Origin of the sequence: Nocardia otitidiscaviarum, assembly GCF_007362295.1 — a bacterium.
Taxonomy (GTDB): domain Bacteria; phylum Actinomycetota; class Actinomycetes; order Mycobacteriales; family Mycobacteriaceae; genus Nocardia; species Nocardia otitidiscaviarum.
In genome coordinates this window covers 1,492,236-1,517,747 of sequence record NZ_CP041695.1, presented here as the reverse complement: position 1 = coordinate 1,517,747, position 25,512 = coordinate 1,492,236, and the positions used below count along the sequence as shown (strand labels likewise).

Below are 25,512 nucleotides of genomic sequence, written 5' to 3'. Positions count from 1 at the left end.
CACATCCGGGGAATTACCGAATCCAGCCCGGATATTCAGCCCCGGAGAATACGTAGTACCACCGGTTCGGTACAGAACCGTTCCCGTGCCTCCACCAGCGAGGGCAGCTCGGTGTCCGACAATCCGCCCGCGTCCACCACGGTGCACGTGCTGTCGGTGATGCGGGTGCCGTCGGTGTCCAGGCGCACCCGGGCGGTGACGACGGGGGTCAACACGTCGTCCGCGAAGCGCCAGAACCCGACCGCCCAGCTCAGCTGGGCGTCGCGGGCGGTGGACGCCACATAGCCGTCGGCGGTGGTGTCGATGGCGACGCCGGTGAGTTCACCGGCCCGCCGCAGTTCGGTGGCCGCTCCCGACGCGTGATAGACGGCGTAGCGGGTATTCGGCGTGGCGAGGTGGAGCGGGACGATCAGCTCCTCACGTCCGTCACCGTCGAGATCGCGCAGGCTCGGATCGGAGGGATGCCGGATATCGCGCTCGGCGAGTGTCTGCGTGGCGGCGCCGTCGGGCCCGGTGACCTCGATGGTCGCGTCGGTCCGCCCGTCCACGGTGGTCCGCCGGACCGTGAAGGCGAGGCCCACCGGATCGCGGGAGCGCAGGCGGCAGTCCGGCGAGTCGGCGGGCACGCCGAGATCGCCGCACGCGGGCGGCCCGTCGGGTTCGGGCGCACGGGAGACCGTCCGCGGCTGCCGCACCTCGGCGACCCCCGAGCGCTCCGAGACCGGTTGGGCCGTATCGGATTCGGCGCAGCCCGCGAGGACGGAGGCGGTCAGGGCGATCAGGTAGCCGACCGCGGAGATCCTCCCCATACGGCGAGGATAGGGCGTCCCACCGTCGCACCGAGCGATATCGCCCCGACCCGCGCGGCGGCAGCACTGCCCGGCACAACATGACATCATGTGCACAACTGCGCACTTATTGGCTTATAGTGGGCGGCGTGATGGAGGTTCTGCGGCACCGGCGATTCCGCCGGCTGTTCACCGCGCAGGTGGTGGCGCTGATCGGTACCGGCCTGCTCACGGTCGCCCTCGGCCTGCTGGCCTACGACATCGCGGGCAGTCGGGCCGGCGCGGTGCTCGGCACCGCGCTGGCCATCAAAATGGTGGCGTATGTCTTTGTGGCCCCGGTGTTCTCGGCCGTGGCCGAACGGGTGCCGCGCAAGCTGCTGTTGCTCTCGGCGGATGCCGTGCGGGCCGCGGTCGCGGTGCTGCTGCCGTTCGTGACGCAGGTGTGGCAGATCTACGCGCTGATCTTCGTCCTGCAGGCCGCCTCGGCGACCTTCACGCCCGCCTTCCAGGCCGTGATCCCCGCGATCCTGGTCGAGGAGCGGCAGTACACGCGCGCCCTGTCGCTGTCCCGGGCGGCCTATGACCTGGAGTCGCTGCTGAGTCCGGCGCTGGCCGCCGCCCTGCTGACCGTGCTGGGCTACCACCTGCTGTTCCTCGGCACGGCAGCGGGTTTCGCGGTATCGGCCGCCATGGTGGTAGGCACCGCGCTCCCCCGGCTCACCCCGGTGCCGACGGCAGAGTCGCTGCCGCGCCGCATCACCGCGGGCGCACGGGCCATGCTGGCCCTGCCCGCGCTGCGCGCCCTGCTGGTCATGAATCTCGCGGTGGCGGCCGCGACGGCGCTGGTGGTGGTGAACACCGTCGTGTACGTGCGGGAACTGCTGCACGGCACGGCGACCGGGGTGGCGGTGGCCTTGGGCTGCTTCGGATTCGGCTCCCTGACGGTGGCCCTGGCCACGCCCCGCCTGCTGGCGGCACTCGGTGACCGGCGGCTCATGCTCACGGGGACGCGGTTGCTCGCCGCCGGATCGACCGCCGCGGCCGCGCTGACACCGTTGTTCGACTGGCCGCTGCTGGCCTGCACCTGGATGGCGCTGGGGGCGGGCACTTCCCTGGTGAATACACCGGCAGCCCGGCTGCTGCGGGCAGGATCCTCACCCGGTGACCGGACGGCCGTGTTCACCGCTCAGTTCTCACTGTCGCACGCGGCGTTCCTGCTCACCTACCCCATCGCGGGGTGGGCGGGTACGCTCACCGCCCGGTTGATCCCGGGTCGACCGGGCACGGCCTGGGCGGATCCGGCCGGCGGGCTGTTCGTGGCGGCGGCCGTACTGGCGGCGATCGCTACACTTGCGGCTATGGCGGCCGCCCGGTTGTGGCCGGTGTCCGCACCGGCGGGCACGGGAGGGCCGGTCTCGGTAGGAAGGTGAACTGATGGCGCGCAAAGGTATTCCGGCCGCGGAATCCGCTGCCAGCCTCAGCCATCCGATCGCCCCGGACCAGGCCCGCCTCGATGCCGCGACCTCGACCTTCCGCATGCTCTCCGATCCCACCCGGCTGCACATCCTGTGGATTCTGGCCGCGTCCGAGGCCGATGTGACGGCGCTGACCGAGGCGGTCGGGGCCAATCGCACCGCGGTCAGCCAACATCTGGCCAAACTGCGCTTCAGCGGCATGGTGGACACCCGCCGCGAGGGGCGGCGGATCATCTACCGGCTGCGGGACGGGCATCTGGCGCGACTGGTGCGCGAGGGGCTCAACCACGCCGACCACGTGGTGACCGGCGAACCGCCGCACGAGTAGCGGGTCCGCGCTCCTGATCAGTGGGACGAAGGGTCGCGGCGCCGCGCTCACCCGCTCGACCATATGCCTATTCGAAATACTCGAGACGAATGGGCGAGAGGGCGAGCATGCACTCCAACAGCGAGGCGGACGGCCGGTACGACGTGGTGATCGTCGGGGCGGGGTTCGCGGGGCTCTACGGGGTCCACCATGCGGTGCGGGCGGGTCTGACCGTGCTCGGCATCGAGGCGGGCGACGATGTGGGCGGCACCTGGTATTGGAACCGCTATCCGGGCGCACGCTGCGATGTGGAGAGCGTGGACTACTCGTACTCCTTCGATCCGGAATTGCAGCAGACCTGGACGTGGACCGAGCGTTTCGCGGCGCAGCCGGAGATCCACGCCTACCTGCGACATGTGGCCGAACGCTACGACCTGCGACGGCACTACCGGTTCGGCACCCGCGTCACCGCCGCGGAATTCGACGAGCCCACCGCCACCTGGACGGTGCGCACCGAAAGCGGCGACACCGTCACCGCCCGCTTCGTCATCTTCGCCACCGGCTGCCTGTCCGAACCCATCCGCCCGAATATCCCGGGGGCCGACACCTTTCGGGGCGTCGAGCTGTTCACCGCCCGCTGGCCGGAGACGGGCGCGGACCTCACCGGCAAGCGGGTCGCCGTGATCGGCACCGGCTCCTCCGGCATCCAGGTCTCGCCGCTGCTGGCGCGCGAGGCCGCCGCCCTCACCGTCTTCCAGCGCTCGCCGAACTACAGCGTGCCCATGCCCAACCGGCCGTGGACCGAGGACGAACAGCGCGGCATCCGTGCGAGTTACGCCGAACGCCGCGCGAAGTCCTACTACGCCCCGGCCGCCACCCCGCACACCGGTATCCAGACCAAGGCCCTCGAGCTGAGCGAACCCGAACGCCTGGCCGCCATGGAACAGCGCTGGAACGAGGGCGGCGTGCTGTTCAACAAGGTCTTCCCGGACCAGAACAGCGATCTGGCCGCCAATGACATCGTGCGGGAGTTCGCCGAGGCCAAGATTCGCGCCAAGGTCGCCGACGCCGCCGTCGCCGCCGATCTCATTCCCACCGACCACCCCATCGGCACCAAGCGCATCTGCACCGACGTCGGCTACTACGAGATGTTCAACGAGCCGCACGTCGACCTGGTGAATCTGCGCCGCGAGCCCATCGAGGAGATCACCGCCACCGGCATCCGCACCGGCGACCGGTTCCTGGAGTTCGACGCTATCGTCTACGCCACCGGGTTCGACGCCATGACCGGCGCGCTGCTGCGGGTGAATCCACGGGGCGCGAACGGGATTCGGCTGCACGACGCCTTCGCCGACGGCCCGACCACCTATCTCGGCTTCGGAATTCCGGGCTTTCCCAACATGTTCAGCGTCAACAGCGTCGGAACCCCGTCGGTGATGGCGAATATGGCGCTGCACTCCGAACAGCAACTGGACTGGGTGCTCGCGCTCATCGACCACTGCCGCGCCACCGGTGTCACCCGGGTGGAAGCCCGCCCGGAAGCCGCCGCGGAGTGGACCGCCCACCTCACCGAGGTGGCGGAGGGCACCCTGTTCGTGCGCGCCAATTCCTGGTACATCGGTGCCAATGTGGATGGTAAGAAGCGGGTGTTCATGCCCTACATCGGCGGCTTCGGCAACTATCGCCGCCGCTGTGACACCGAGCGCGAGCACGGCTACCCGGGCTTCGCGCTGAGCCGCTAGCGGTCAGCCGGACAACGGCAGCCGAAGTTCCACCGACGTCCCCGTGCTGCCGGTCTCCAGCCGGACCTCCGGAACCAGAGCCCGGACCAGTCGCAGGCCGCGGCCGCGCACCTCGCCCGGATCCGGTCGCGGTGGTCTCCACCGGCCGTGGTCGGTCACCACGAGGTGCACCGCGGACCGGGTCGCCCAGCCCTCGACATGCACGGTGCCCGGACGGTCCCGATAGCCGTGTTCGATGGCGTTGGAGCACACCTCGGTCACCGCCAGCACCACATCGTCCACCCGTTCCGACGCCATCCCCGTGCTCGGCAGCCAGTCGCGCAGCGCCCGGCGCACCATCACCAGGTTGCGGGGCTCGGCGGGCAGCCGGACGCGCAGGGGCGTCGATGGTTGCGCTTGCCGCGGTCGCTGGATCATCATCGACACGCCGCCTCCTGTTCCGCCGTTGCCGGCGAGTCGCACCATCTGTCCTAGTCGCTCCTTGGTAGCAATACCCGTGCAACTCACGGCTATTCGACCCGTTGTGGGAGGATTGAACACACGGCGGATGGGTACGCACGCAATGGCGCGCGGCCAGGAACCGGCCGCCCGCGCAGTACCTGGGCAGCCCTGGAGAAAGGACTCGACGGTGACCGAGAGCGGGACGTCCCGAACACTGTCCGTGGCGGTCCACGAGCACGATGGCACGCTCGTGGTGACCGCGAACGGTGAGATCGACATCGCCTCGGTCCCCGAGCTGCAATCGGTGCTCGAGGAGACCCTGGCCACCGGGCGCGTGCCGGTGCTGGACATGTCGGGGGTCGGTTTCATGGGCTCGGTGGGGCTGAGCGCCCTGCTGGTGGCGGCCGAGGCGGCCAAACCGGCCCGGCTGCGTGTGGCCGCCAGCCCGCAGGTGCGCCGCCCCATCGACGTGACGGGGCTGGACGAGGTGGTGGCGCTGTTCGACACCCTGGACGAGGCCCTCGCCGCCGGGGAGCTCGATCTCTCGGTGTGATCGGGCCGCCCCGGCCGGTCAGTGCCGGGGCAGCCGGACCACCTGGACGAAGAATTCGTCGATCTGCTTGATCGCGGCCATGAACTGGTCCAGATCCACCGGTTTGGTCACGTAGGCGTTGGCGTGCAGCTGATAGCTGCGCAGGATGTCCTCCTCCGCCGCCGAGGTGGTCAGCACGACCACCGGAATGTGCGCCAGCTCGGGATCGGTCTTGACCTTGCCGAGGACTTCCCGCCCGTCGTATCTGGGCAGGTTGAGGTCGAGCAGGATGAGGTCGGGGCGCGGGGCGTCGGCGTGCTCGCCCTGACGGTAGAGGAAGTCCAGCGCCTCCTGCCCGTCCCGCGCGACGTGCATGGTGTTGCCGATCTTGTTGTCCTCGAACGCCTCTCGCGTCATCAGCTCGTCGGCGGGATCGTCCTCCACCAGCAGGATATCGATCGGACGGACGACCTCGTTCATGGCGATACTCCTTCTTCGGCGGTGATCGGCCGGTCGACGGTGGATTCGACCGCCGCGACCAGCGTGAAACGGAACCGGGTGCCACCGGTGTAGTCGGTGTCGATCCCGATGCGACCACCGTGGTACTCGACGATTTTCTTGCAGATGGCCAAACCGATTCCGGTACCGCCGTATTCACCGCGCGGATGCAACCGCTGGAAGATGACGAACACCTTGTCGGCGAACTCCGGCTCGATGCCGATGCCGTTGTCGGTCACCGTGAACGACCAGCCACCGTCCGCATCCGCCACGCAGGTGATCTCGACGACCGGTGCGCGATCGGCGGCACGGAACTTGATGGCGTTCCCGATCAGGTTCTGCCACAGCATGGTCAGCAGCACGGGTTCACCGACCAGCTCGGGCAGCCGGTCCGGGCGGACGACGCGCGCCCCGCTCTCCTCGATGGCAGTGGACAGGTTGGCCAGCGCGCGGTCGAGCGGATCGTCCAGTCCGATGGGTTCGGTGCTGGTGATCACCCGACCCACGCGGGAGAAGGCCAGCAGGTCGTTGATCAGCACCTGCATGCGCTTGGCCCCGTCCACCGCGTAGTGGATGTACTGCTTGCCGCGCTCGTCCAGTTCGCTGCCGTAGCGCTTCTCGATCAGCTGACAGAACGAGGCGACCTTGCGCAGCGGTTCCTGCAGGTCGTGGGAGGCGACGTAGGCGAACTGCTCGAGTTCGGCATTGGAGCGGCGCAGTTCCAGGGTCTGGCTGTCCAGGAACGCGCGCTGCTCCTCCACCCGGGCCTGCTGTTCCCGGGAGGACTCCAGTTCGGCGAGGATGCGGCGGCGCATATCGTCGACCGCCGTCGCCACCGCCGCCACGTCGGCCGGGCCGCGGGCGTCGATGCGGTGGGCGAAGTCGCCGCCCGCCACCCGTTGCGACGATTCGGTGAGTTCCCGCATGGGCCGCACGATCAGCCGCCGGACCAGGACGATCATGGCGATGCCGGTCAGCAGGCAGACCCCGATCATGACGCCGAGGATCGCGTTGCGCACGGTCCGGGTCCGCGCCAGCGCCGCGGAATCGGTCGCCGCCATCTCGTTCAGATGCTCCTCCTGGGTGGTGAAGCGGTCGCGAAGCTGGTCGAAGATGTCCTTGCCCTGCGCGGCCGTGACATCCCCCAGATCGCGGACCGCCTCTGCGGAGCCCGCCGAGACCAGCGGTTCGGCGTAGGAGCCGCGCCAGCCCGCCGCGGCCTGTTCGACGGCGGCCAGATCCGCGATCGCCACCGGCCGATCGCCCACCAGCTCCCGAAGCCGCTGTGCCGCTCGGCCTTCCTCCAATCTGCCGTCGTAGTAGGGCTGGAGGAAGCGTGGATCGCCGGTGATGGCGTAGCCGCGGATACCGGTCTCCTGGCTGATGAGCGCGTTCTGTAGGCGAATGGCCTCGTTCTGCGCGGGCAGTGCGCTCGCCACCAGCCGGTCGGTCACCTCCGTGGTCTCGGCGACCACCTGGGCGACGGCCAGCGCCGCCAGTGCCACCACGAACAGCAGACTCGCCAGGACCACGTGCAGCCATGCCTGTGCCGTCAGCTTCCCCACCGGTCCGGAGGGTCGCTCGGATGCCATCAGTCGCGGTTCTCCCTGTCGTCGGCCCAATGCAGATACAGCATGGCCACATCGTCGTCGAGTCCGCCCGATGCGGCGGCCAGCAACTCGACCTGGCCGATCAGCGCGTCCAGGAAGGCGTCGGGGCTGTCGGCGCGGATGCGGCGGGCCAGGTCGAGCAGGCCGTCCTCGCCGAGCCGGTCGCCGTGCTCGTTCACGCAGCCTTCGAACAGGCCGTCGGTGAGCAGGGCGAGACCGCAGTCGGCGGGCAGGGGCACCGTGTGTTCCGGCCAGTCGGCCCGACCAGGCAGGAAGCCGAGCGCCGGACCACCGGGCGTCTCCAGCCAGGAGACCTCGTCGCCGCAGCGCAGCAGCATGCCGGGATGGCCCGCGCGCAGCACCCGCACGGTGCCGTCGTCGGGACGCAGTTCCAGGCTGGTGGCGGTGGCGAAGGTGGACGGCGCGGTGCGTTCGGCCAGCAGCACCTGTTCCAGCAGCCGCAGCTGTCGCGTGCCGGTGACGCCGCTGAGAATCAAGGTGCGCCAAGCCAAGCGCAGCGCCACCCCGGCGGCGGCCGCGTCCGGGCCGTGGCCGGAGACATCGCCGATCACCGCGTGCACGATGCCGTCGGCATCGGCGACCACATCGTAGAAATCACCGCCGAGCAGTGCGTGCGCCCGACCGGGCCGGTAGCGCGGGACGGCGGTCACGGCACTGCGCGCGGGCAGCAGCGGGGTGGGCAGCAGTCCGCGTTCCAGGCGGGCGTTCTCCTGCGCCCGCATCTGACTGGCCTGGAGGGCGGCGCTGGTGTGCTCGGTCTGTTTGCGCTGAATCGCGTATCGCACCGCGCGCCCGAACAATTCGGGTTCGACCCGGCCCTTGACGAGATAGTCCTGCGCCCCGGCGGCGACGGCGGCCAGACCGGTGTGCTCCTCGTCGAGCCCGGTGAGCACCACCACCGCCACATCGGTGCGGCCGCGTACCCGCGACAGCGCCTCCAGACCGTGGGCGTCGGGCAGGTGCAGGTCGAGCAGCACGCAGTTGGCCGTGCCCGCACGCAATTCCGGATCCGCCTCGGCCAGCGAGCGCACCCACCGCAGGGTGCATCCGGGCGCGCCCTCGGTGACCAACTCCTCCACCAGAAGGGCGTCGGCGGGGTCGTCCTCGATCAGGAGCACCCGGGGCTGGGGCCACACCCGGTCGGCGACCAGGCTTTCGAAGGGCTCACGCCGCACGGGCACCGCCGACGGGTATGGGGCAGGGGCGAGCGCGCCGGGTGGTGCGGCGTCCGGTGGTGCGGCGGAACAAGATCATTGCCTCCGATCGACCCCTGCGGGCAGGGTGGGCATGCGTCATCGACGCCACGGCCGGTTTCTGGACCGAACGGCCCTCGAATCGTAGCCGATCCAGCAGATTCACGGCAGCGACGCAGGTGAGCACCGGCGCGGCGGCATTACCTCGAAGGTAATCGACCCGCGTACCCGCGTCCGGCAGGCTCGAGGTCATGACCGCAACGATCGACACCGCCGGCACCGCCCTCTTCCACCGGTCCATGCCGTTCACCGAACGCCTGGGCGTGGAGGTGCTCGACAGTCGCCCCGATCTGGTGCGCAGCCGTCTGGCCTGGGACGAATCCCTGTGCACCCTGGGCGGTGTGCTGCACGGCGGCGTGCTGATGGCCCTGGCCGACTCGACCGGGGCCGTCTGCGCGTATCTGAATCTCCCCGAGGGCAAGGCCGGTACGACCACGGTCGAGTCCAAGACGAATTTCCTGCGCGCCGTCCGCTCCGGCTACGCCACCGCCACCGCGCGCCCCCTGCACGCCGGTCGCGCCTTCATCGTGGTCGAGACCGAGATCCACGACGACGCGGGCGATCTCGTCGCCAAGGTCACCCAGACCCAGGCCGTGCGCTAGGCGCTGCGGCGGCCGTGCAGACCGTAGCGCTCGCGCGCCGCGGCGGGGGTGACCACGGTCGGGTTCGCCGGGACGTCCGCCTCGAGGTGCTCGCGGTACAGCCGCGCGGTCATCGGGCCGATGGCCGAGCGCAGCACGGCCAGTTTGGCCCGGTCGCCGCTGACCGCCGCCACGGCGAGTCGGGCGGCGGGGCGGATACCCGCGTCCACCAGGCGCGGATGGTCGAAGCCGCCGGTTTCCCGCATCCACCTCGGGAGTGTGGCGATGACGGCCGGGGCGATGAGGCGGCTGCCGAAACCGAGCCGGAAACCGCGGTCGAACGGGGTGTGCAGCAGGTAGTGCATGGCGCGGTGGGCGCGGTCGGAGCTGCACAGGCGCGGTTTGACGGCCGCGAAGTAGTCGCGCACCTCCGCTCGCGAGCGCGGTACGTCCGCCGGTTTGCAGGTTTGCAGTTCGGCGGCGACGGCGCATTCGGCCCAGTACCGCCGCTCCTCGGCGGGCGACAGCGGTCCGGGTCCGTACTGCTCGTAGCACTTGAGCACCGAATGCCAGCCGGTGACGTGGATCCACAGCTGCGAGTCGGGATTGTTGGCGCTGTAGCGCTTTCCGGTGATGGGCTCGATACCGGTCGCCTTGGCGTGCACCTTCATGAGGTGATCGGCGGATTCGACGGCCATGCGGCTGTCGCCCACCGCCGCGATGAGGAAGTAGGCGAAGGTGTGGTCGAGCCGGCCGCGCGGATCGCTGTAGATGCCGCCGACGTCCGCGACCGCGGCGGTCAGATCCGGATCGAAATGCTCGAGCGTGACCGAACGCTGGAATCCCAGCACCGCGGTCGGCGCGGTCCACACCTTCCAGGTGGGTGAATCGGGTCCGAAGAAGCCGTAGTCGACCTCCCGGATCTTGCGGGTGGGCGCGTTGAACTGCGGACGCTCGGTCTGTGTGGTCATCGCGTGCTCCTTTGCACAACTTCGCTGCCGAAAACCAGCCGACCAAATTTATACACGAGCGTAGCATTTTCGTCGAAGCAGCCGCCAGACCCGCCGCTACCTGGCGAAACCCGGTGGCGTCAGATGTATCGACACATCGTTCACGGTCACCTCGGGAGCCGTCAGGCGCGCCCGGACGTAGCCGCCGGTCGCGTCGTCGGTGGTCCAGACGCTCACGCTCGGCCCGCACCAGGGCAGCGCGGTGCGCTCAATCGCCTCCTCCACATCGGCGACCCGCATCACCGGCAGCACCGGTCCGAGCGTCTGCTGCGCCATCACCGCCATGGCCGGATCGGCGTCGGCGAGGACCGTCGGCTCGAAACGATTGCCCGTCCCCGCCCCGCCGATGCGCACCGACGCACCCTTCGTCACCGCGTCCTCGACCTGACCGGCCACGAATCGGACGTGGGCCGCGGAGGTCATGACATAGGGGTCGGTGTCCTCGGGATCCTCGGCCCCGAAGGCCGCCACCTCGGTGCCGAGTTTGTCCAGAAACGCCTCGTAGACCGCGGATTCGACGAAGACGCGCTCGATGCTGTGATACCCCTGCCCGCATTCGGCGAGACCGCCCAGGGCCACCGCCGCGGCGGCGCGATCGAGATCGGCGTCGGCGAGCACGATCGCCGTGGATTTGCCGCCCAGCCCGAGCCGGCACGGAATCAGCCGGCTCGCGGCCCGCAGCGCCACCACCTTGCCGGTATCGGCCGAGCCGGTGAAGTGCACGTGGTCGACGGTGTCGAGGACGGCGGGTCCGGCCTCCGGACCGAGCGCGGCGGTGAGCACCGCCGGTGCGCCGACGCGCGCCCAACCCGACACCACCTCGTTGACGGTCAACGGCGTCACACTCGACGGTTTGACGATCACCGCGCAGCCCGACAGCAGCGCCGGAACGGCGTCGAAGAGGCTGAGCGCCAGCGGATAGGTCCAGGGCGCGATCACCCCCACCACCGCGCAGCGGCGGTAGGAGATCGACAGGTGCACCCCCAGCGTCGGCATGCTGTGCGCCCGGGGGCGTTGTACGCCAAGGAATTCCGCGCCGTGGCTGCGGTGGTAGTCGATGGCCTCGACGGCCAGGTCGAATTCCCGCCGCGCCGCCGACACCGACTTTCCGGTTTCGCTCGCCAGCAGATCGGTGATGGCGTCGTCACTGTCCAGTAGCCATTCGCGGAATTGCGTCAGCCAGTGCAGGCGCCCGATGACACCCATTGCACGCCAGGGAATCTGGGCGGCCCGGAGGCGATTCACCGCGGTGTTCACCTGCTCGGGCGAATCCACCCAAACAGTTCCGACCGGTCGGCCATCATCCGGGGAATATACGGTGATCGAAGATTCCCGGACGGTTTTCGTATGCGGCATTCCAGCTCACTTCAGACGAATCGGGAATGGAAGTGCCGCACCGCGATCGGGTGAGTCGGGGGCACACTGGGCGACTACCGGGGCGGATGACCGCCGCTCGCGGTGCGGCATAAAGTCACCGTACGTTCGCCGGGTACGCCCGAACAGCACACAATGGGCCAGGAACCGGCGAATATCGGCCGCACCGGCGACCGAATCGTCACCGAATCCGAACCACCGGCAGGGCGGATTCTGAGACGATTTCACCATGGACACGGACAGGGCGGACCAACCTACTCGATTGCGCTCCATCGTCGGTGCGGCCCTGTTGGCGGACTTCGCGAGCACCCGGGGGCTCGGTCTGCCCGAGGTGCTGCGCGATACCGGCATCCGGGAGAGCGATCTGAACGAACCCACTGCCGAGATCACCCTCGGTCAGGAGGTCGCACTCATGCGCAATGTGGTGCGCGGCGTGGGTGACGAACCCGGTCAGGGTTTGCTGGCCGGACTGCTGTGCCATCCGCCGAGTATGGGCGTGCTGGGCTTCGCGCTCATGACCTGTCCGACTTTCGGGCACGCGGTGGATATCGCCACCCGCTACGCCGACCTGTCCTTCACCGCCGCCCGGCTGTCCACCCGCCGGATCGGCGACGAGTTCTGGGTGCTGCGCGACGACCAGGCGCTGCCATCCGATATCCGCACCTTCGCGCTGGAGCGGGATCTGGCCGCCGTCGCGACGGTGCAGCAGGACCTGCTGTCCACCAAACTCCCCGTCGTACGCGTGGAGGTCACCGTCGCCCCGCATCCCATCTACGAGATGTTCGGGGCCATTTTCGGCGTGGACGACATCCGCTTCGACGCCGACACCAGCTACCTGGTCATTCCGGCCAACACCCTGGACATGCCTCTCCCCCAAGCGAATACCGCCACCGCCCGCTACTACGAGCAGCAGTGCGCCGATCTCATGGAACGCCGCCGCAGCCGCGTCGGCGTCAGCGGCCAGGTCCGCAAACTGCTCATCCGCCGCGGCGGCGTCGCCGACCAGACCCACATCGCCGCCGACCTCGACATCAGCGTCCGCACCCTGCGCCGCCGCCTCGCCGACGAGGGCACCACCTTCCGCGAACTGAGCAACGAGACCGTCGGCATGCTCGCCGAGGAACTCCTCGTAGCCGGCCTCACGGTGGAGCAGGTAGCCGACCGCCTCGGCTACTCCAGCGTCTCAGCCTTCGGCTCAGCCTTCCGCTCCTGGAAAGGCCAGTCCCCCGGCCACTTCGCCCGCATCAACCGCGGCCGAGCGACGGTCCGGGTGGGCGCCTGATCACTCAGCCTCCGCCTGGCCTGGCGAACCTCCACATCGAGCCCGAGGACCAGCCCTCGGAACCACCCGAGAAAAGCTGGTCCGGCCCGGTGGATACCGCGATCCGAAGTGCCCCCGGCCGGGCTCGAACCGGCAACCGACGGATTATGAGTCCGCAGCTCTAACCCATTGAGCTACAGGGGCGTGCTTCGGCACATTAGCAAGCGCGTCCGCAACCGCCAAACCCAACACCAGGTGGAGCGATTCCGCGCTCGACCTGGTCGATCCAGTAGCAACCGACTGAGCTACCGCCGTTACCGATTCCCTTTGTGGATATCGGCATTCCAGCCTTTCGACCGGGGAAGGTCCGTAACGGTGTCACCGCTGTCCGACGGGGCGGGCGGTGTCCTGATGACGGTCTCTCGTTTCTGTCCGCTGCTGCGGATTGCGTCACCTGCCCGTGACCGCTCGGCTGGGGTGCCGAGGCGGCCGTTGCGGGTCTTCCGGTCGACTCCACGAGGCTTCGGAGCTGGCGCTCCCCGGTCTCCGGCCACTCCGGTACCGGTCGTACTGTGCGCCGCCGCGAGGGCGGCGAGGTTGCGAGCGGCATTCTCGTCACGATCCATGACGAGGCCACACTCGCACGTGAATACTCGACAACCCGGGCGCAGTTTGGCTTTCACCGCGCCGCAGGTCGAGCAGGTCTTCGAAGACGGGTACCAACGGTCGGCCACGACCGTACGGCCGCCACACCATTCACCCTTGTAGGTGAGCTGATGTCGGATCCGACCGAATCCCGCATCCGCGATCCGGCGAGCCAGACGGCGATTGCGCAGCATGCCGGTGACATGCAGATCCTCCACGATCACGGTGCCGTACTCCGCGCGGATCGATGTGGTGAGCTTGTGCAGGGCATCGGCGCGCGCATTCGCCACGCGATGATGGACACGGTTCCGTTCGGCGTTCGCCTTCCGCCATCGGTTCGACGGCTCAACGCCCCTGCGACGATCGGGACCGCGGCGGCGTGACACCCTGCGAGACAACTTCCTGAGGCGCACCAGCGCGGTGTCGTAGTGACGCGGGTTGGGTACGACGCGGACACGACCGCGCGAGTCGGCCAGCACAGCCAGGTTCCTGACCCCTAGATCCACACCCACGATCGCGTCGGCCCGCTCGGCGACGCGTGGTTCACGCTCGACTTCGACCTGGAACGCGACCCACCAACGGCCCCGCTCGTACCGGACCGTCGCGGACATGATCCGTGCGGTGCCATTGGCTATGCGGCGCTGCAATTTTCGAGTCGACTCGTGGGTTCGAACGGTCCCCAGCCGAGGCAGCGTGACATGCCTGCGGTCGGTGTCGACCCGAATCGCGCCCGTGGTGAATCGACAAGCCATCGGTGCGTGATGCTTCGACTTCAGCCGAGGGATACCCGACCGACGGCTCTCGACGCGCTTGGACTTCACGTAGCTGTCGAACGCGGCGGCCGCGTTCGCGAACCCGGTGTTGTATGCCTCCTTCGAGTTCTCCGCCCACCAGGAAGAGAATCGAGGATCCTCACGTTTGACCAGGTTGAACGCTTTCCTCAGCGAAGGCACCGACCATGACCGCCACGGGGTCAGCTGGGGTTCCGCGATCCCGTACGACAGCTCGGCCGAACGTTGCGACCACGAGGCCGTTATCCAGCGAACAGCCCAGTTGTAGGACGCGCGTGCCGCACCACAGTGCGACCGCAGCGCCGCCTGCTGGCCGGCGTTCGGGTCGAGTGCGAACCGATACGCCTGGACCACCCGGCCCGGTCGCGGCTGATACACCTTCACCCCCGATCACCCCTAGATTGAGAACGTGGCGCAGTTTACGCGTTCGTTCAACAGCGCCCGGTGGGTTTCGAACTCTGCCCGAGAAGCGACTGACCAGGAGGAATGATGGCGAGCATGTTCACGAGGGTGTTGCGGGCCCATCAGTGGCTCTACGAGAAGAGTGGTGGGGTGGTGGGGCATCGGCTGTTGTTCGGCAACCCCACGTTGCTGCTGCGGACGGTGGGGCGGAAGACGGGGATGGAGCGGACGAATGCGTTGACCTATGCGCGGGATGGGAAGGATTATCTGGTGACCGCGTCGAATGGTGGGTCGCCGCGGCCGCCGGGGTGGTTGGCGAATGTGAAGGCCAAGGGGGACTGTGAGATTCAGGTGGGGACCACGCGGATTCCGGTGACGGCGCGGGCCACGTATCCGGAGGATCCGGAGTACGCGCGGCGGTGGGCGCTGGTGGACGAGGTCAACAAGGGGAGGTACACGGCGTATCAGAAGCAGACGTCGCGGCCGATCGCGGTGGTGGTACTCAGCCCCCGCTGATCGGACAAATTGGACACGAGGCTATGGGGCGGCTATCCTCGGCCGCGAGGGGAGTACTTCCCAAGCATCACTCCGGTCAGTACGGATCGCGCCGTCGCGATCCCCGGATGATCACCCGCGGCTCTCGCGGGTGAAGGAGACCTCGGCTGGTTATCCATGTCCGAGGAGTCTCTGTGTCCAATGTCTCTGTGCTCGCCGCCGCCACGAGTGTCGAATCCGTTGGTACGCCCGGTTTGTGGGCGTTGACCATTGTCGGCGTACTCGGCCTGCTGGTGCTCGATTTCGTACTGACGCGGCGACCGCACGAGGTGTCCATGCGGGAGGCGATGGGATGGACCATCTTCTACATCGCCCTGCCCGTGGCCTTCGGCGTATACCTGTGGGCGAGTAGGGGTTCCACGCCGGGCGTGGAATTCTTCACCGGCTATCTGCTCGAGAAATCGCTGTCGGTCGACAACCTGTTCGTCTTCATGCTGCTGTTGACGGCGTTCGCCGTCCCGGCGGCGCTGGCGCAGCGGGTGCTGTTGTTCGGCATCGCGGGTGCGCTGGTACTGCGCGGCATCTTCATCGCGCTGGGCGCGGCGGCGCTGGCCACACTGGACTGGGCATTCCTGCTGTTCGGGCTGATCCTGCTGGTCACCGCGATCAAACTGATCCTCGACGCCATCGGCGGCGGCGAGACCGAGATCGACGTGAACTCCATGAAGTCGGTTCGGCTGATGCGCCGGTTCATGCCGGTGACCGACGGCTACCGCGGCACCCGGCTGACCGTCGTGGAGCACGGCAAGCGCGCCCTGACCCCGCTGGCGCTGGTGGTCGCCGCCGTCATGGCCACCGATCTGGTGTTCGCGGTGGACTCGGTGCCCGCCGTCTACGGCGTCACGGGTGACCCGTACCTGGTGTTCGCCACCAACGCGTTCGCGCTGCTCGGTTTGCGCGCACTGTATTTCGTGTTACACGCGGCGCTGACACGCCTGGTGCACCTGGTCTACGGTCTGGCGATCATTCTCGCCTTCATCGGCGTGAAGCTGGTGCTGCACTGGGCGCACGACATCTGGAGCGGCGTGCCGACCATCCCGACCCTGGCGTCGCTGGGCGTGATCGTGGCGGTGCTGACGACGGTGACGCTCACCAGCCTCTACGCCACTCGCGACCGCGCGGGCGACAAGGCCGAGCTGGCCGGTTGACGAGAGCCGGGTGCGGGACGGCCCACGCCCGCCCCGGGAATTCCCGTGTGGTGCCCCGTCGCCGCGCCGTCGTACGGTGAATCGTGTTGCGTAGACTCGGCAATCGCCCTCGAATCGACCGGATCAACAGCGCGGTGGACGCACTGGAGTTGCCGGACGCGATCTTCAAGACCTGTCCGTGGCAGCCGCGTGAGCTGGTGGAGACCGGTTTGCGGCAGTGGCTGCGGTGCTGCGGCGCGGCGCTGCGGGACGATCAGGTGATCGGCATGCCGTCCCATGCCGTGGACGAGGCGTGGCACGGCTTCATTCTGTGCACGCTGCGCTATCAGCGCTTCTGCGACACCGCGTACGGGCGGTTCCTGCACCACTTTCCGGAGGGCGAGGGCTCCCGGGGCGCGGTCGTCGACCCCATGGCGGAGCAGCTCGGCCGGACAGTGGTGGCCTGGTCGATGGTCGCCCGGCCCGGTGAGAGCTGCGTGCTGTGGGATCTGGATTCTCGAGTGGGCGTCGCGCGGCCGTGGGGTATTCCCACGGAGCGCGTCGCCCTGATCGAGGAATCGCTACGGCTGGATTCGCGGTAGCGGCGCGGCAGACGATTCAGCTGCCGCCGCCACCGCAACCGCCGCCACCGCCGCAGCCGGAGCTACCGCTGCTCCCGGAATCGCCTCCACCCCAATCGCTGCCGCCGTAACCGCTCCCGCCCCCGTACCAGCTGCCGCCCGTGTAGCCGCCACCCGTGTAGCTGCCGCCCGCGTAGCCGCCACCCGCGTACCCGTCCGAGCGTCGATACCTGCCCGCTCGCACGCTCCCATGGCCGTACCGCTGCTGCCGTGCCTCCTCCGAGTTCCGCTTGCTGGACCGGATGAACAACCCGATCACCGAGCCCACCAGGAGCACTGCCACCAAGAATATGAACAGATCCATATCGATCCCCTCCCCCGAGTGCCGACATCTTCACCTGCCGGATAGCAGAACGCTACCAGTCCCGGCGGACACCGCGCAGACCCATTTTTCGGGGTGATTGAACCGCGAGGGCTTCGGGTACGGCGGCTATTCACCGCCTCCGCCTCCGCCTCCCCCGCCGCAACCCGAGCCGCCATCACTCTCGGACCCGCCGATATAGCCGCCGTCTTTCCCACCGACGGCACCGCCTCCCTCCCACCTACTCCGGCGTCGCCTCGGCTTCGGCAGTGCCCCGGAGGTCCGCCCGAGCCACGCGATGAACAGCCCCACAGCCACCAGCAGCACCAGCGCCGCTATCAATACGTCCATGCCCGAACGCTAAGGCGTGACCGTCTGTGCCGCTATTGTTTTCGGCTCAGCACGACAACGGCCGGTCCGCAGACGCGGACCGGCCGTCTCCCGGACACCCACCGGGAGTTCGTGCGCTTCGCGGCTAGGTCAGCTTGACCCGCGCCGCGAAGAAGCGGGCGATGGCCGGGGCGAACCGGTTGAAGCGGTATTGCAGGTGCGCCTCGGGGGTCACCGGGACCACGGCACGTCCCTTCTCGACGGCCTTGACGATCTGGGCGGCGACCTTCTCCGGGCCGTAGCGCCGGGCCGCGTAGAGCTTGTCGTAGCGCTGCTGCTTGGCGGCTTCCTCCTCGGCGGAGACACCCGAGAAGCGGGTGGTGGCAACGATATTGGTGTGCACGATGCCGGGGCAGATGGTGTGCACGCCGATGCCCTTGCCCGCCAGCTCCGCGCGCAGGCAGTCGGAGAACATGAAGACGGCCGACTTGCTGGTGGAGTAGGCGCTGAAGCCGCGCTGCGGCGTGTAGGCGGCCATGGAGGACAGGTTGACGATATGTCCGCCGAGTCCGCGCTCGGCCATGGCCTTGCCGAAGGCGCGGCAGCCGTTGACGACGCCGTGCAGGTTGATGTTCAGCACCCGGTCGAATTCCGCCGCGGGCGTGTCGAAGAAGTCCCCGGCCTGGCCCACCCCGGCATTGTTGATCAGGATGTCGGGCACCCCATGCGCGGCGATCACGGCGGCGGCGTGTTCGGCGACGGCCGCCTCGTCCGCTACGTCCAGTTGGTAGGCGTGGGCCGTACCTCCTTCGCGCGCGACGAGTTCCGCGGTCTCCTTGGCGGCGTCGAGGTTGATGTCGGAGAGCACCACCTCGGCTCCCTTGCGCGCGAACGCGAGCGCGGTCTCCCGGCCGATGCCGCTGCCGCCGCCGGTGATGACCAGCAGCTGATCCTCGAATTCGCGCTGCTGCCTGCCGACTTCGGCACGTCGCAGCCCACGGACGGCCTCCCCGGTCCGCAGTGATTCGATCATCTCGGTGGTGGCGGTGGCCAACAGTTCGGGGTGGGAGAACGGCAGCCAGTGCCCGCCGCCGACCTCGCGCCGGAACAGGGTGGGGGCCCAGTCCTGCTCGTTGTCGTAACCGGCGGGCCGCACCGCCACATCGCGGCGCGCGATGATCAACTGCACCGGCACCTCGGTGCGGCGCTCCCGCGGATCGGCCAGGCGGCGCGGGATGTTCGCGCGGTAGATGCGCATTCCGTCGAAGAAGTCGCGCCGGAACTCGGGGCCGAGCGTGATGTTCGCGGGTGAGGTCTCGTTCATCAGCCCGACGAAGCGTGACCACATCTTCTCGGTCCCCAGCGGCTTGAGCACCACGCGCGGCACCCCGGGGGTCATGAAGAGTCCGGTGTAGAGCGAGGACAGCAGCTGTGTGAACGGCCCCCACACCTTGCCGCGCGAGAGTTCCCCGCGCACCCACGCGCCCAGGTGATCGAGGTTGGGGCCGGACACCGAGGTGAAGGAGGCCACGCGCGCGGCGGCCTGCGGCTCGCACACCGCCTCCCACACCTGGACCGAACCCCAGTCGTGGGCGAGGACGTGGACGGGCCGGTCCGGGCTCACCGCGTCGGCGACGGCGAAGAAGTCGGACGCGAACCGCTCCAGGCGGTAGTCCTCGGTGCGGTCGGTGCGGGTGGAACGCCCGTGGCCGCGGGTGTCGTAGGTGACCACGTGGAAGCGGTCGGCCAGCAGCGGCACCACGCGATCCCACAGGTGGTTGTCGTCGGGCCAGCCGTGCACGAGCAGTACGGTCTCGTTCGACGGCTCCCCGTATTCGTAGACGGCGATGTCGAAGTCGTCATTGCGTACCAGCCGCTGGGACGCCGGGGTGATGGTCGGTTGATCGGTCACGATCGTCTCCTGGGGGTGGGGTGCTAGAGGTCCAGCACCAGTCGTTCACCGCCGCAGCGGGATACACAGATGAGCATGTCGCCCGCCGCGCGCTCGGCGTCGGTGAGCACGGTGTCACGGTGGTCGACGTCGGTGGACAGCGCCGTCACCCGGCAGGTGCGGCAGAAGCCCTGGCGGCACGAATATGCCAGGTCGGGGCGGACTTTCAGTACTTGTTCGAGCACCGATTTGTCGGCGGGCACGTCGACGACCGTGCCGCTGCGGGCCAGCTCGACCCGGAAGGCGGTGCCGTTCACCACCGGCGGCGCGGAGAAACGTTCGGAGTACAGTTCCACGCCCGGCCGCTCGGCGACCGCCTCGGCGATGACGCGGGTCATCACCACCGGTCCACAGCAGTACACCGAGGTGTCGGCTCCCGCTCCGTGCAAAAGGTCGGCGGCCGTGGGCAATCCGTGCTCGTCATCGGTGCGGACCGTGACCCGGGAGCCGAAGGACTCCACCTCGTCGAGGAAGGGGATGGTGTCGCGGGAACGTCCGACGTACACCATGCTCCAGTCCACGCCGAGCCGCTGCGCCATCCGCACCATGGGCAGGATCGGGGTGATGCCGATGCCGCCCGCCACGAAATGCACTCGGCTGGCGGAGGATCCGTATCCGGGCAGGACGAAGGGGAAGGCATTGCGTGGCCCGCGCACGGTCACCGGCGTGCCGACGGGCAGCGCCTCGTGCACCTCCCGTGAACCGCCGAGCCCGTCGGGAATGCGCCGCACCGCGATGCGGTAGCTGTGCCGGTCGGCGGGGTCGCCACACAGCGAGTACTGCCGCACCTTGCCGGAGGGCAGTTCCAGGTCCAGATGCGCGCCCGGCCGCCAGGCGGGCAGCGCACGACCGTCGGGGGCGGTGAACATGATGCTGACGACGTCGTTGTCCCGCGCCTCGACGCGGCGTTCGGTGACGATCAACGGCGTGCGCCGGTCGTCCACCCGGCCCTGCGGGGCCTTCCGGTTGACCACCGTGGTCCAGCGCAGCCGGGTTTCGGCGATCAGGTCCAGCACCCGGGTGGCGCGGTCGCTGCGGGGTTTGCCGAAGAGGTCGAGCGGCGCGGCGGCGGGCACCGGACGCGATGCCGTCACGACGCCGCCCGGCGCGCCGCCGGGGACTGCGCCAGATAGGCGATGGCCTGCGCGGTGGAGCCGACCGTCTCCGGGCTGTATCCCGGTTTGAAGGTGGACAGCGCGCTCACCAGCAGCGACGGCACACCGGGCAGAGCACCCCGCCACATGGCGGCGAAGATGCGCCCGACCAGCCGCGGGTAGCGATGGTTGGGCAGCGACTCGTCCTGGTGCACAAGGTATTTGGTACCGCGCAGCAGCAGCGCGATGAAGATCGGGAAGACCATCAGCATCAGCGCGCCGCGTCGCACGTAGCCGACCTCGAAGTATTCGGCCACATCGTGGGCGACCATGCGGTGTTCGACCTCTTCGGCCCCGTGCCAGCGGAACAGGTCCAGCATCTGCGGGTCGGCGTCGAACCGCTCCAGGTCGGCGTTGATCACCCAGTCGCCCAGGAAGGCGAAGAAGTGCTCGAGGGCCGCGATCACGCCGAGCCGCTCCACCAGATGCTGGCGGGCGGCGGCCTCGGTGTCGAACTCGCGCGGGCCGAGCGTCTTGCGGAAGAGGTATTCCGCCTGCCGCACATACGGTTCCACGTCGATGCCGTGCGTCTTCAGTACGTTGTCGAGTACACCGTTGTGGCTTTCGGCGTGCATGGATTCCTGGCCGATGAAGCCGATCATGGCCTCGCGCAGCTTCTCGTCTCGCACCAGTGGAAGGGCCTCGCCGAAGGTGACCAGGAACATGCGCTCCCCCTCGGGCAGCAGCATGCTCAGGGCATTGAGCACGTGGGAGGCGACCGGCTCGCGCCGCATCCAGACGGGCTCGGTCGCGGCCCAGTCGAACTGCACGTTGCGTGCGTTGAGGGCTACCTCACCGGGATCGGTCGTCGCCGTGCGGCGGCCCATATTCGGAAGTAGCTTCATCGATACTCCTGGTCATCGTCGTACCCGCGACCGGGGGTGATGCCCGCGGCCGCCGTTGCTACGTGAGCGTAGCAACAGTCTAGCCGTTTATGCGACTGCGAGTAACAGCTAGTTTTCCCCGGCGCTATGACCAGGGCACGACGATACCGGCACTAGGGTTCGAATCATGACCGCGCAAGCCCCGCAGATCGTGGTAATGGGAGTGGCGGGCTCCGGGAAGACGACCGTCGGAACCCTGCTCGCCCACGCGCTGGGCGTCGAGTACGGCGAGGGCGACGATTTCCACCCCGAAGCCAATGTGGCCAAGATGGCGTCCGGCGTACCGCTGGACGACACCGATCGCGCACCGTGGCTCGATGCACTGGCCGGGTGGCTGGCCGACCGACGCAGCACGGGCGCGGTGCTGACCTGCTCGGCGCTCAAACAGAGCTATCGCGATCGACTGCGCGCGGCCGCGCCCGACCTGTTCTTCGTGCACCTGGCCGCGCCCCGGGACGAACTGGAGCGCCGCCTCACCTCCCGTAGGGGCCATTTCATGGGGGCGCGGATGCTCGACTCCCAACTCGCCGTCCTGCGGCCGCTGACCGACGACGAATCCGGGATCACCCTGGACGCCACGCTGCCGCCGGCCGAGCTGGTCGAGCAGATCCGCACGGCCCTTCCCACGACGGTCGCATAGGTCCCGGCGAGGTGGGTAGCTCCTCGGTGACCCCCGAGGAAGGAGAACCCCGTGCAACAGCCCGTGATGACCACACTCGACACCGAGCAGCAGCGGATCGCCGGTGAGGCACTGAGCGGCACCGTGGTGGACCTCATCGACCTGACGCTCATCGCCAAGCAGGCGCACTGGAACGTGACCGGCCGCAACTTCCGCCCGCTGCACCTGGCGCTCGACGAACTGGTCGCCTCCGCACGGACATTCACCGACGATGCCGCCGAGCGCGCCACCGCCATCGGCGTCAGCCCGGACGGCCGCGCCCGCACCGTGGCCGAGCAGGCCGGAACCACCGGCTTCCCGGCGGGATGGGTGCGCGACGCCGACGTGATCGACAAGATCACCGACAACCTGACCGAGGTAATAGGCCGCCTCCGCCAGCGCGTCGACGCCACCGAGAAGGCCGACCCGGTCACCCAGGACGTGCTGATCGACATCACCGCCCGGCTGGAGCAGCTGCACTGGATGTGGCAGGTGCAGCGGGAGGAGTGAGGCGCTCGACGCTTCACACGGTCAGCAAGGTCCTTCCCACCGGCGACGGCTACCAGCACCCGCGACCCCGGCCCGATACCCGCCGCCTCCGCCACGGTGAAGGCGGTGCGCCCGTCAGACCTCGGGACCGCCGAACGACTTCGCCTCGACTACTCGCATTGCCCTTGTCTCCCTGTGTTTTCGGGTCTCTCGAACGGACTTCAGCCTGGAACCTCGAGGCAGGTTGAGGTCAAGTCCGTCGCGCCGATTTCGCATTGGGCGAACGATCGGTTAAGCTATCGGAGCTTCCGAGATCGAGAGATCGAGGACAGTCCTGGCCCCGTCGTCTAGCGGCCTAGGACGCCGCCCTCTCAAGGCGGTAGCGCGGGTTCAAATCCCGTCGGGGCTACAGCGCAGGCTCCCGGTCGAATCAGACCGGGAGCCTTCTGCTTTCCGGCGACCCGGTGTCCGCCGGAAGGTCACGGAAACCGCTCGAACCGCCCGCCGTCGCCCCCGGTACGTACAGGCGCAAGCGACGTTCGCATCGGCCCCCTCCCCCGAGGTACACCGGAATCGGGAGGACACGCCATGGGCACCAACCGATCCTGGGACACCATTACCGGCGCGCTCGACCGGGTCAGCGGACCCGGCCGCGCCAGCGGCGAGTGGACCCGCTACCTGTGCCCGGTCCACGAGGGTGACGGACGCCACCACCACCCCTCGCTCGGGGTCGTCTACGACCGGAAGAAGGGACGAACCGTCGTCCGCTGCTTCGCCGGATGTCCGGACGAGCGGGTCCTGGAACGGCTCGGACTGCGGGTGCGCGATCTGTTCGACCGACCGCTCCCGCACGCCGGGCGCACGCCGCGACCGCGCCCGGAACCCTCCATCGCCGATCGCGCCCTGCTTGCCGCCGGGCTGCCGCTCGCCACGCCCACCCGCGATCTGGGACGCCCACTCGGCGCGCCCCGTCGGGTCGCCGTCTATGTGTACGAACGGCTCGACGGGCGGCCGGTGGGTCGCGTCCACCGCATGCACATTCCCCATGAGCGCGTCCGGGCGAAAACCTTCTGGCAGCAGCGCATGACCGACAATGGTTGGCGGCGCGGCGGGTTCGCGCGCATCCCCTTCCAGCTGCCGACGATCGTGCCCGCGGTGCGCGCGGGCGCCGACATCTTCGTCTGCGAGGGCGAACGGGATGTGCTCACCGCCCGCCACTGCGGGGTGTACGCCACCTGCAATGCGGGCGGCGCGCTCGGCTGGCACCCCGAACACGCGGCCTGGCTGCGCGGGGCGCGACGGGTGATCATCGTCGCGGACCGGGACGCGCCGGGCTACCGGCGGGCCGTCCGGGTGGCGACGACACTGGTGGGCTCGGTCGCGCAGCTCCGTGTGGTCGAGGCCCGGGACGGCAAGGACCTCACCGATCACTGCGATGCCGGACACCAGATCAGCGAACTCGATCCGGTCCCGCTGCTCGACGCCCACTATCGACGACGCCGCTAGCTATTGCTCACCCGGAATGGCCGCGAGGATCAGCACCAGCAGCGGTGGTGCCGCCGCGAGCGCCACACAGACCGTCAGATAGAACCATTTGTGCTCGAACAGGATGCCGACGAATTCGCGCAGCACCGCGCTCGGCAGGTAGTACAGCGCGGTCGGTGATCCCACCACCGCGGCGTCCAAGCCCATGCGCCGCGCCAGGATCGCGGTACGCAGGGCGTGGAAATTGCTCGTCACCAACAACATTCGGGTACTGATGCCACGCTCGGCGAGCAGTTGCCGGGTGAACAGCAGGTTCTCGCGCGTGGTCGCGGAACGGTTCTCCCGCAGGATGGCGGCGTCGGGCAGTCCGCGGTCGATGAGGTAGCCCGCCATGGCGTCGGCCTCGGCCAGCTCCTCGTCGGAGCCCTTGCCGCCGCTGGTGACCAGCAGTGGCCGGTACCCGGCGGCGACCTCGGCCGCGTACACCTCGAGTGCCTTGTCCAGACGGCCGGCCAACAGCGGCGGCACCCGGGAGCCGATCAGCCCCGAACCGTGCACTACGATCGCGCCCGCACCCCGCCCGGCGGGCAGGCGCAGATAGACGAACGAGTACAGCAGGAAGGCCAGCAGCAGGAAACCGATGAAGCTGACCACCAGCGTGCCCGAGGCCAGCACCACCGCCAGCCACAGGTTCCCGCTGACGAGCGCCACCACGAACAGCACATACGGTGCGACGAGGGCGATACCGAGTCCGAGGGACAGCAGGTTCGCCGCCCGCCGACCCTCCCGACGCGCCATGTGCACGCCGTTCGCCATGAGCAGACCGGCGAGTACGAGCACCAGCAGCGGCGACAGCATCACCAGTAACGCGGCGAGAACGGCGAGCATGCTCTCGGAGTCGTAGTCCACCACGCCGATCACACTGAAGATGAGCGCGGCGAGCAGCACCACCCCGTTGACCAGCCGCCGCGGCTCCCGGACGACCAGGACAACGAATACCCCCAGCAGAGCGAGACCGAGCAGCAGCGCTATCACTCCGCCACGGTAACCGCGCCCGAGCTCGCCGCCCCGGCTCGGCGCGCCGCACTACGGAACGGTCACCGGGAATTCGCGCGGCCGCATACCCGGCAATATCGGAGCGTAAGCCGCATAGCGGACAACATATTCCAACTCGACCGAAGAAAACCGGAATCCGACCTAGGCTCG

Annotated in this window: 25 protein-coding genes and 2 tRNA genes; 13 read left to right on the top strand and 14 right to left on the bottom strand. The window is 68.8% G+C overall.

What is annotated here, in order from left to right; genetic code table 11:
* Positions 1 to 35 precede the first annotated feature (35 nt).
* Positions 36 to 809, bottom strand: coding sequence for a hypothetical protein (locus FOH10_RS06405; RefSeq protein WP_143980023.1), 774 nt, complete (start codon positions 807 to 809; stop codon positions 36 to 38).
* A gap of 131 nt (positions 810 to 940) precedes the next feature.
* Here FOH10_RS06405 and FOH10_RS06400 point away from each other — a divergent pair, with 131 nt between their 5' ends.
* From FOH10_RS06400 to FOH10_RS06390, 3 genes are all read left to right on the top strand, one after another.
* The gene (locus FOH10_RS06400) at positions 941 to 2,218 is read left to right on the top strand and encodes an MFS transporter (RefSeq protein WP_280525741.1); all 1,278 of its coding nucleotides are present in this window, start codon (positions 941 to 943) and stop codon (positions 2,216 to 2,218) included.
* A gap of 4 nt (positions 2,219 to 2,222) precedes the next feature.
* Positions 2,223 to 2,591, top strand: a complete 369-nt coding sequence (locus FOH10_RS06395; RefSeq protein WP_029932698.1) for an ArsR/SmtB family transcription factor — start codon at positions 2,223 to 2,225, stop codon at positions 2,589 to 2,591.
* 89 nt (positions 2,592 to 2,680) lie between these two features.
* Positions 2,681 to 4,312, top strand: a complete 1,632-nt coding sequence (locus FOH10_RS06390) for a flavin-containing monooxygenase (RefSeq protein ID WP_244961710.1) — start codon at positions 2,681 to 2,683, stop codon at positions 4,310 to 4,312.
* Between the two features lie 3 nt (positions 4,313 to 4,315).
* Here the strand turns inward: FOH10_RS06390 and FOH10_RS34705 are convergent, their stop codons facing one another.
* Positions 4,316 to 4,777: an ATP-binding protein gene (locus FOH10_RS34705; protein ID WP_186000738.1), complete on the bottom strand. Its 462-nt coding sequence runs from the start codon at positions 4,775 to 4,777 to the stop codon at positions 4,316 to 4,318.
* A 163-nt stretch (positions 4,778 to 4,940) separates the two neighbouring features.
* On the opposite strand from FOH10_RS34705, the gene FOH10_RS06380 reads away from it, so the two are divergent.
* On the top strand, positions 4,941 to 5,306 hold the full coding sequence (locus FOH10_RS06380) for an STAS domain-containing protein (protein ID WP_244961709.1): 366 nt from the start codon (positions 4,941 to 4,943) through the stop codon (positions 5,304 to 5,306).
* An 18-nt stretch (positions 5,307 to 5,324) separates the two neighbouring features.
* Here FOH10_RS06380 and FOH10_RS06375 read toward each other — a convergent pair whose 3' ends face one another.
* Genes FOH10_RS06375 through FOH10_RS06365 form a run of 3 tightly spaced genes read right to left on the bottom strand, consistent with a single transcriptional unit; the run spans position 5,325 to position 8,589 of the window.
* Positions 5,325 to 5,765 (bottom strand): response regulator, encoded by a 441-nt coding sequence (locus FOH10_RS06375; protein WP_029932702.1) that lies wholly within the window; start codon positions 5,763 to 5,765, stop codon positions 5,325 to 5,327.
* Positions 5,762 to 7,375 (bottom strand): sensor histidine kinase, encoded by a 1,614-nt coding sequence (locus FOH10_RS06370; protein WP_143980019.1) that lies wholly within the window; start codon positions 7,373 to 7,375, stop codon positions 5,762 to 5,764. Before FOH10_RS06370 ends, FOH10_RS06375 begins: the two co-directional genes overlap by 4 nt.
* Complete coding sequence (locus tag FOH10_RS06365) at positions 7,375 to 8,589, bottom strand: PP2C family protein-serine/threonine phosphatase (protein ID WP_244962049.1); 1,215 nt, start codon at positions 8,587 to 8,589, stop codon at positions 7,375 to 7,377. Before FOH10_RS06365 ends, FOH10_RS06370 begins: the two co-directional genes overlap by 1 nt.
* 269 nt (positions 8,590 to 8,858) lie before the next feature.
* Between FOH10_RS06365 and FOH10_RS06360 the strand changes: the two genes are divergently transcribed.
* Positions 8,859 to 9,269: a PaaI family thioesterase gene (locus FOH10_RS06360; protein ID WP_143980018.1), complete on the top strand. Its 411-nt coding sequence runs from the start codon at positions 8,859 to 8,861 to the stop codon at positions 9,267 to 9,269.
* Here the strand turns inward: FOH10_RS06360 and FOH10_RS06355 are convergent.
* Entirely contained in the window at positions 9,266 to 10,219 is a 954-nt protein-coding gene (locus FOH10_RS06355; protein WP_143980017.1) for an oxygenase MpaB family protein, read from the bottom strand. The genes FOH10_RS06360 and FOH10_RS06355 overlap by 4 nt on opposite strands.
* A 96-nt stretch (positions 10,220 to 10,315) precedes the next feature.
* Positions 10,316 to 11,614 (bottom strand): aldehyde dehydrogenase family protein, encoded by a 1,299-nt coding sequence (locus tag FOH10_RS06350; protein ID WP_143980016.1) that lies wholly within the window; start codon positions 11,612 to 11,614, stop codon positions 10,316 to 10,318.
* Positions 11,615 to 11,861: 247 nt separating this feature from the next.
* Between FOH10_RS06350 and FOH10_RS06345 the strand changes: the two genes are divergently transcribed.
* Positions 11,862 to 12,914, top strand: a complete 1,053-nt coding sequence (locus FOH10_RS06345; protein ID WP_143980015.1) for an AraC family transcriptional regulator — start codon at positions 11,862 to 11,864, stop codon at positions 12,912 to 12,914.
* Between the two features lie 109 nt (positions 12,915 to 13,023).
* Here the strand turns inward: FOH10_RS06345 and FOH10_RS06340 are convergent.
* Positions 13,024 to 13,097 (bottom strand) — tRNA-Ile (locus FOH10_RS06340).
* 110 nt (positions 13,098 to 13,207) lie between these two features.
* The gene (gene tnpB / locus FOH10_RS06335; RefSeq protein WP_221937932.1) at positions 13,208 to 14,713 is read right to left on the bottom strand and encodes an IS607 family element RNA-guided endonuclease TnpB; all 1,506 of its coding nucleotides are present in this window, start codon (positions 14,711 to 14,713) and stop codon (positions 13,208 to 13,210) included.
* Between the two features lie 105 nt (positions 14,714 to 14,818).
* Between tnpB and FOH10_RS06330 the strand changes: the two genes are divergently transcribed.
* From FOH10_RS06330 to FOH10_RS06320, 3 genes are all read left to right on the top strand, one after another.
* Entirely contained in the window at positions 14,819 to 15,247 is a 429-nt protein-coding gene (locus FOH10_RS06330) for a nitroreductase family deazaflavin-dependent oxidoreductase (protein ID WP_143980014.1), read from the top strand.
* A gap of 173 nt (positions 15,248 to 15,420) precedes the next feature.
* Positions 15,421 to 16,434, top strand: a complete 1,014-nt coding sequence (locus FOH10_RS06325) for a TerC/Alx family metal homeostasis membrane protein (RefSeq protein ID WP_143980013.1) — start codon at positions 15,421 to 15,423, stop codon at positions 16,432 to 16,434.
* Positions 16,435 to 16,517: 83 nt separating this feature from the next.
* On the top strand, positions 16,518 to 17,015 hold the full coding sequence (locus tag FOH10_RS06320) for a glycine-rich domain-containing protein (protein ID WP_244961707.1): 498 nt from the start codon (positions 16,518 to 16,520) through the stop codon (positions 17,013 to 17,015).
* Between the two features lie 16 nt (positions 17,016 to 17,031).
* On the opposite strand, the gene FOH10_RS36035 is transcribed toward FOH10_RS06320, so the two are convergent.
* From FOH10_RS36035 to FOH10_RS06300, 4 genes are all read right to left on the bottom strand, one after another.
* Complete coding sequence (locus FOH10_RS36035) at positions 17,032 to 17,358, bottom strand: hypothetical protein (RefSeq protein WP_186000956.1); 327 nt, start codon at positions 17,356 to 17,358, stop codon at positions 17,032 to 17,034.
* Between the two features lie 472 nt (positions 17,359 to 17,830).
* Entirely contained in the window at positions 17,831 to 19,600 is a 1,770-nt protein-coding gene (locus FOH10_RS06310) for an SDR family oxidoreductase (protein ID WP_143980012.1), read from the bottom strand.
* 20 nt (positions 19,601 to 19,620) lie between these two features.
* Positions 19,621 to 20,730, bottom strand: a complete 1,110-nt coding sequence (locus tag FOH10_RS06305) for a PDR/VanB family oxidoreductase (RefSeq protein ID WP_143980011.1) — start codon at positions 20,728 to 20,730, stop codon at positions 19,621 to 19,623.
* Positions 20,727 to 21,635, bottom strand: coding sequence for a metal-dependent hydrolase (locus FOH10_RS06300; RefSeq protein ID WP_143980010.1), 909 nt, complete (start codon positions 21,633 to 21,635; stop codon positions 20,727 to 20,729). Before FOH10_RS06300 ends, FOH10_RS06305 begins: the two co-directional genes overlap by 4 nt.
* 166 nt (positions 21,636 to 21,801) lie before the next feature.
* On the opposite strand from FOH10_RS06300, the gene FOH10_RS06295 reads away from it, so the two are divergent.
* The 4 genes from FOH10_RS06295 to FOH10_RS06280 all read left to right on the top strand — a co-directional run bounded on the left by FOH10_RS06295 (position 21,802) and on the right by FOH10_RS06280 (position 24,327).
* Complete coding sequence (locus FOH10_RS06295) at positions 21,802 to 22,314, top strand: gluconokinase (RefSeq protein WP_143980009.1); 513 nt, start codon at positions 21,802 to 21,804, stop codon at positions 22,312 to 22,314.
* A 66-nt stretch (positions 22,315 to 22,380) separates the two neighbouring features.
* Positions 22,381 to 22,842 (top strand): Dps family protein, encoded by a 462-nt coding sequence (locus FOH10_RS06290; protein WP_039811597.1) that lies wholly within the window; start codon positions 22,381 to 22,383, stop codon positions 22,840 to 22,842.
* A 315-nt stretch (positions 22,843 to 23,157) separates the two neighbouring features.
* Positions 23,158 to 23,230, top strand: a tRNA-Glu gene (locus FOH10_RS06285).
* Positions 23,231 to 23,409: 179 nt separating this feature from the next.
* Positions 23,410 to 24,327 (top strand): toprim domain-containing protein, encoded by a 918-nt coding sequence (locus FOH10_RS06280; protein ID WP_143980008.1) that lies wholly within the window; start codon positions 23,410 to 23,412, stop codon positions 24,325 to 24,327.
* On the opposite strand, the gene FOH10_RS06275 is transcribed toward FOH10_RS06280, so the two are convergent.
* Positions 24,328 to 25,341 carry a YdcF family protein gene (locus FOH10_RS06275; RefSeq protein ID WP_143980007.1) on the bottom strand — a complete coding sequence of 338 codons (1,014 nt, stop codon included), beginning with the start codon at positions 25,339 to 25,341 and terminating at the stop codon, positions 24,328 to 24,330.
* Positions 25,342 to 25,512: the final 171 nt, after the last annotated feature.

Excerpts from the sequence above, each read along its gene's own strand:
- FOH10_RS06390 (WP_244961710.1), top strand. The coding sequence starts at position 2,681 with ATGGGCGAGAGGGCGAGCATGCACTCCAACAGCGAGGCGGACGGCCGG.
- FOH10_RS06405 (WP_143980023.1), bottom strand. The coding sequence starts at position 809 with ATGGGGAGGATCTCCGCGGTCGGCTACCTGATCGCCCTGACCGCCTCC.
- FOH10_RS06400 (WP_280525741.1), top strand. The coding sequence starts at position 941 with ATGGAGGTTCTGCGGCACCGGCGATTCCGCCGGCTGTTCACCGCGCAG.
- FOH10_RS06350 (WP_143980016.1), bottom strand. The coding sequence starts at position 11,614 with ATGCCGCATACGAAAACCGTCCGGGAATCTTCGATCACCGTATATTCC.
- FOH10_RS06370 (WP_143980019.1), bottom strand. The coding sequence starts at position 7,375 with ATGGCATCCGAGCGACCCTCCGGACCGGTGGGGAAGCTGACGGCACAG.
- FOH10_RS06355 (WP_143980017.1), bottom strand. The coding sequence starts at position 10,219 with ATGACCACACAGACCGAGCGTCCGCAGTTCAACGCGCCCACCCGCAAG.
- FOH10_RS06295 (WP_143980009.1), top strand. The coding sequence starts at position 21,802 with ATGACCGCGCAAGCCCCGCAGATCGTGGTAATGGGAGTGGCGGGCTCC.
- FOH10_RS06360 (WP_143980018.1), top strand. The coding sequence starts at position 8,859 with ATGACCGCAACGATCGACACCGCCGGCACCGCCCTCTTCCACCGGTCC.
- FOH10_RS36035 (WP_186000956.1), bottom strand. The coding sequence starts at position 17,358 with ATGGATCTGTTCATATTCTTGGTGGCAGTGCTCCTGGTGGGCTCGGTG.
- FOH10_RS06290 (WP_039811597.1), top strand. The coding sequence starts at position 22,381 with ATGACCACACTCGACACCGAGCAGCAGCGGATCGCCGGTGAGGCACTG.
- FOH10_RS06330 (WP_143980014.1), top strand. The coding sequence starts at position 14,819 with ATGGCGAGCATGTTCACGAGGGTGTTGCGGGCCCATCAGTGGCTCTAC.
- FOH10_RS06280 (WP_143980008.1), top strand. The coding sequence starts at position 23,410 with ATGGGCACCAACCGATCCTGGGACACCATTACCGGCGCGCTCGACCGG.
- FOH10_RS06395 (WP_029932698.1), top strand. The coding sequence starts at position 2,223 with ATGGCGCGCAAAGGTATTCCGGCCGCGGAATCCGCTGCCAGCCTCAGC.
- FOH10_RS06345 (WP_143980015.1), top strand. The coding sequence starts at position 11,862 with ATGGACACGGACAGGGCGGACCAACCTACTCGATTGCGCTCCATCGTC.
- FOH10_RS06300 (WP_143980010.1), bottom strand. The coding sequence starts at position 21,635 with ATGAAGCTACTTCCGAATATGGGCCGCCGCACGGCGACGACCGATCCC.
- FOH10_RS06375 (WP_029932702.1), bottom strand. The coding sequence starts at position 5,765 with ATGAACGAGGTCGTCCGTCCGATCGATATCCTGCTGGTGGAGGACGAT.
- FOH10_RS34705 (WP_186000738.1), bottom strand. The coding sequence starts at position 4,777 with ATGGTGCGACTCGCCGGCAACGGCGGAACAGGAGGCGGCGTGTCGATG.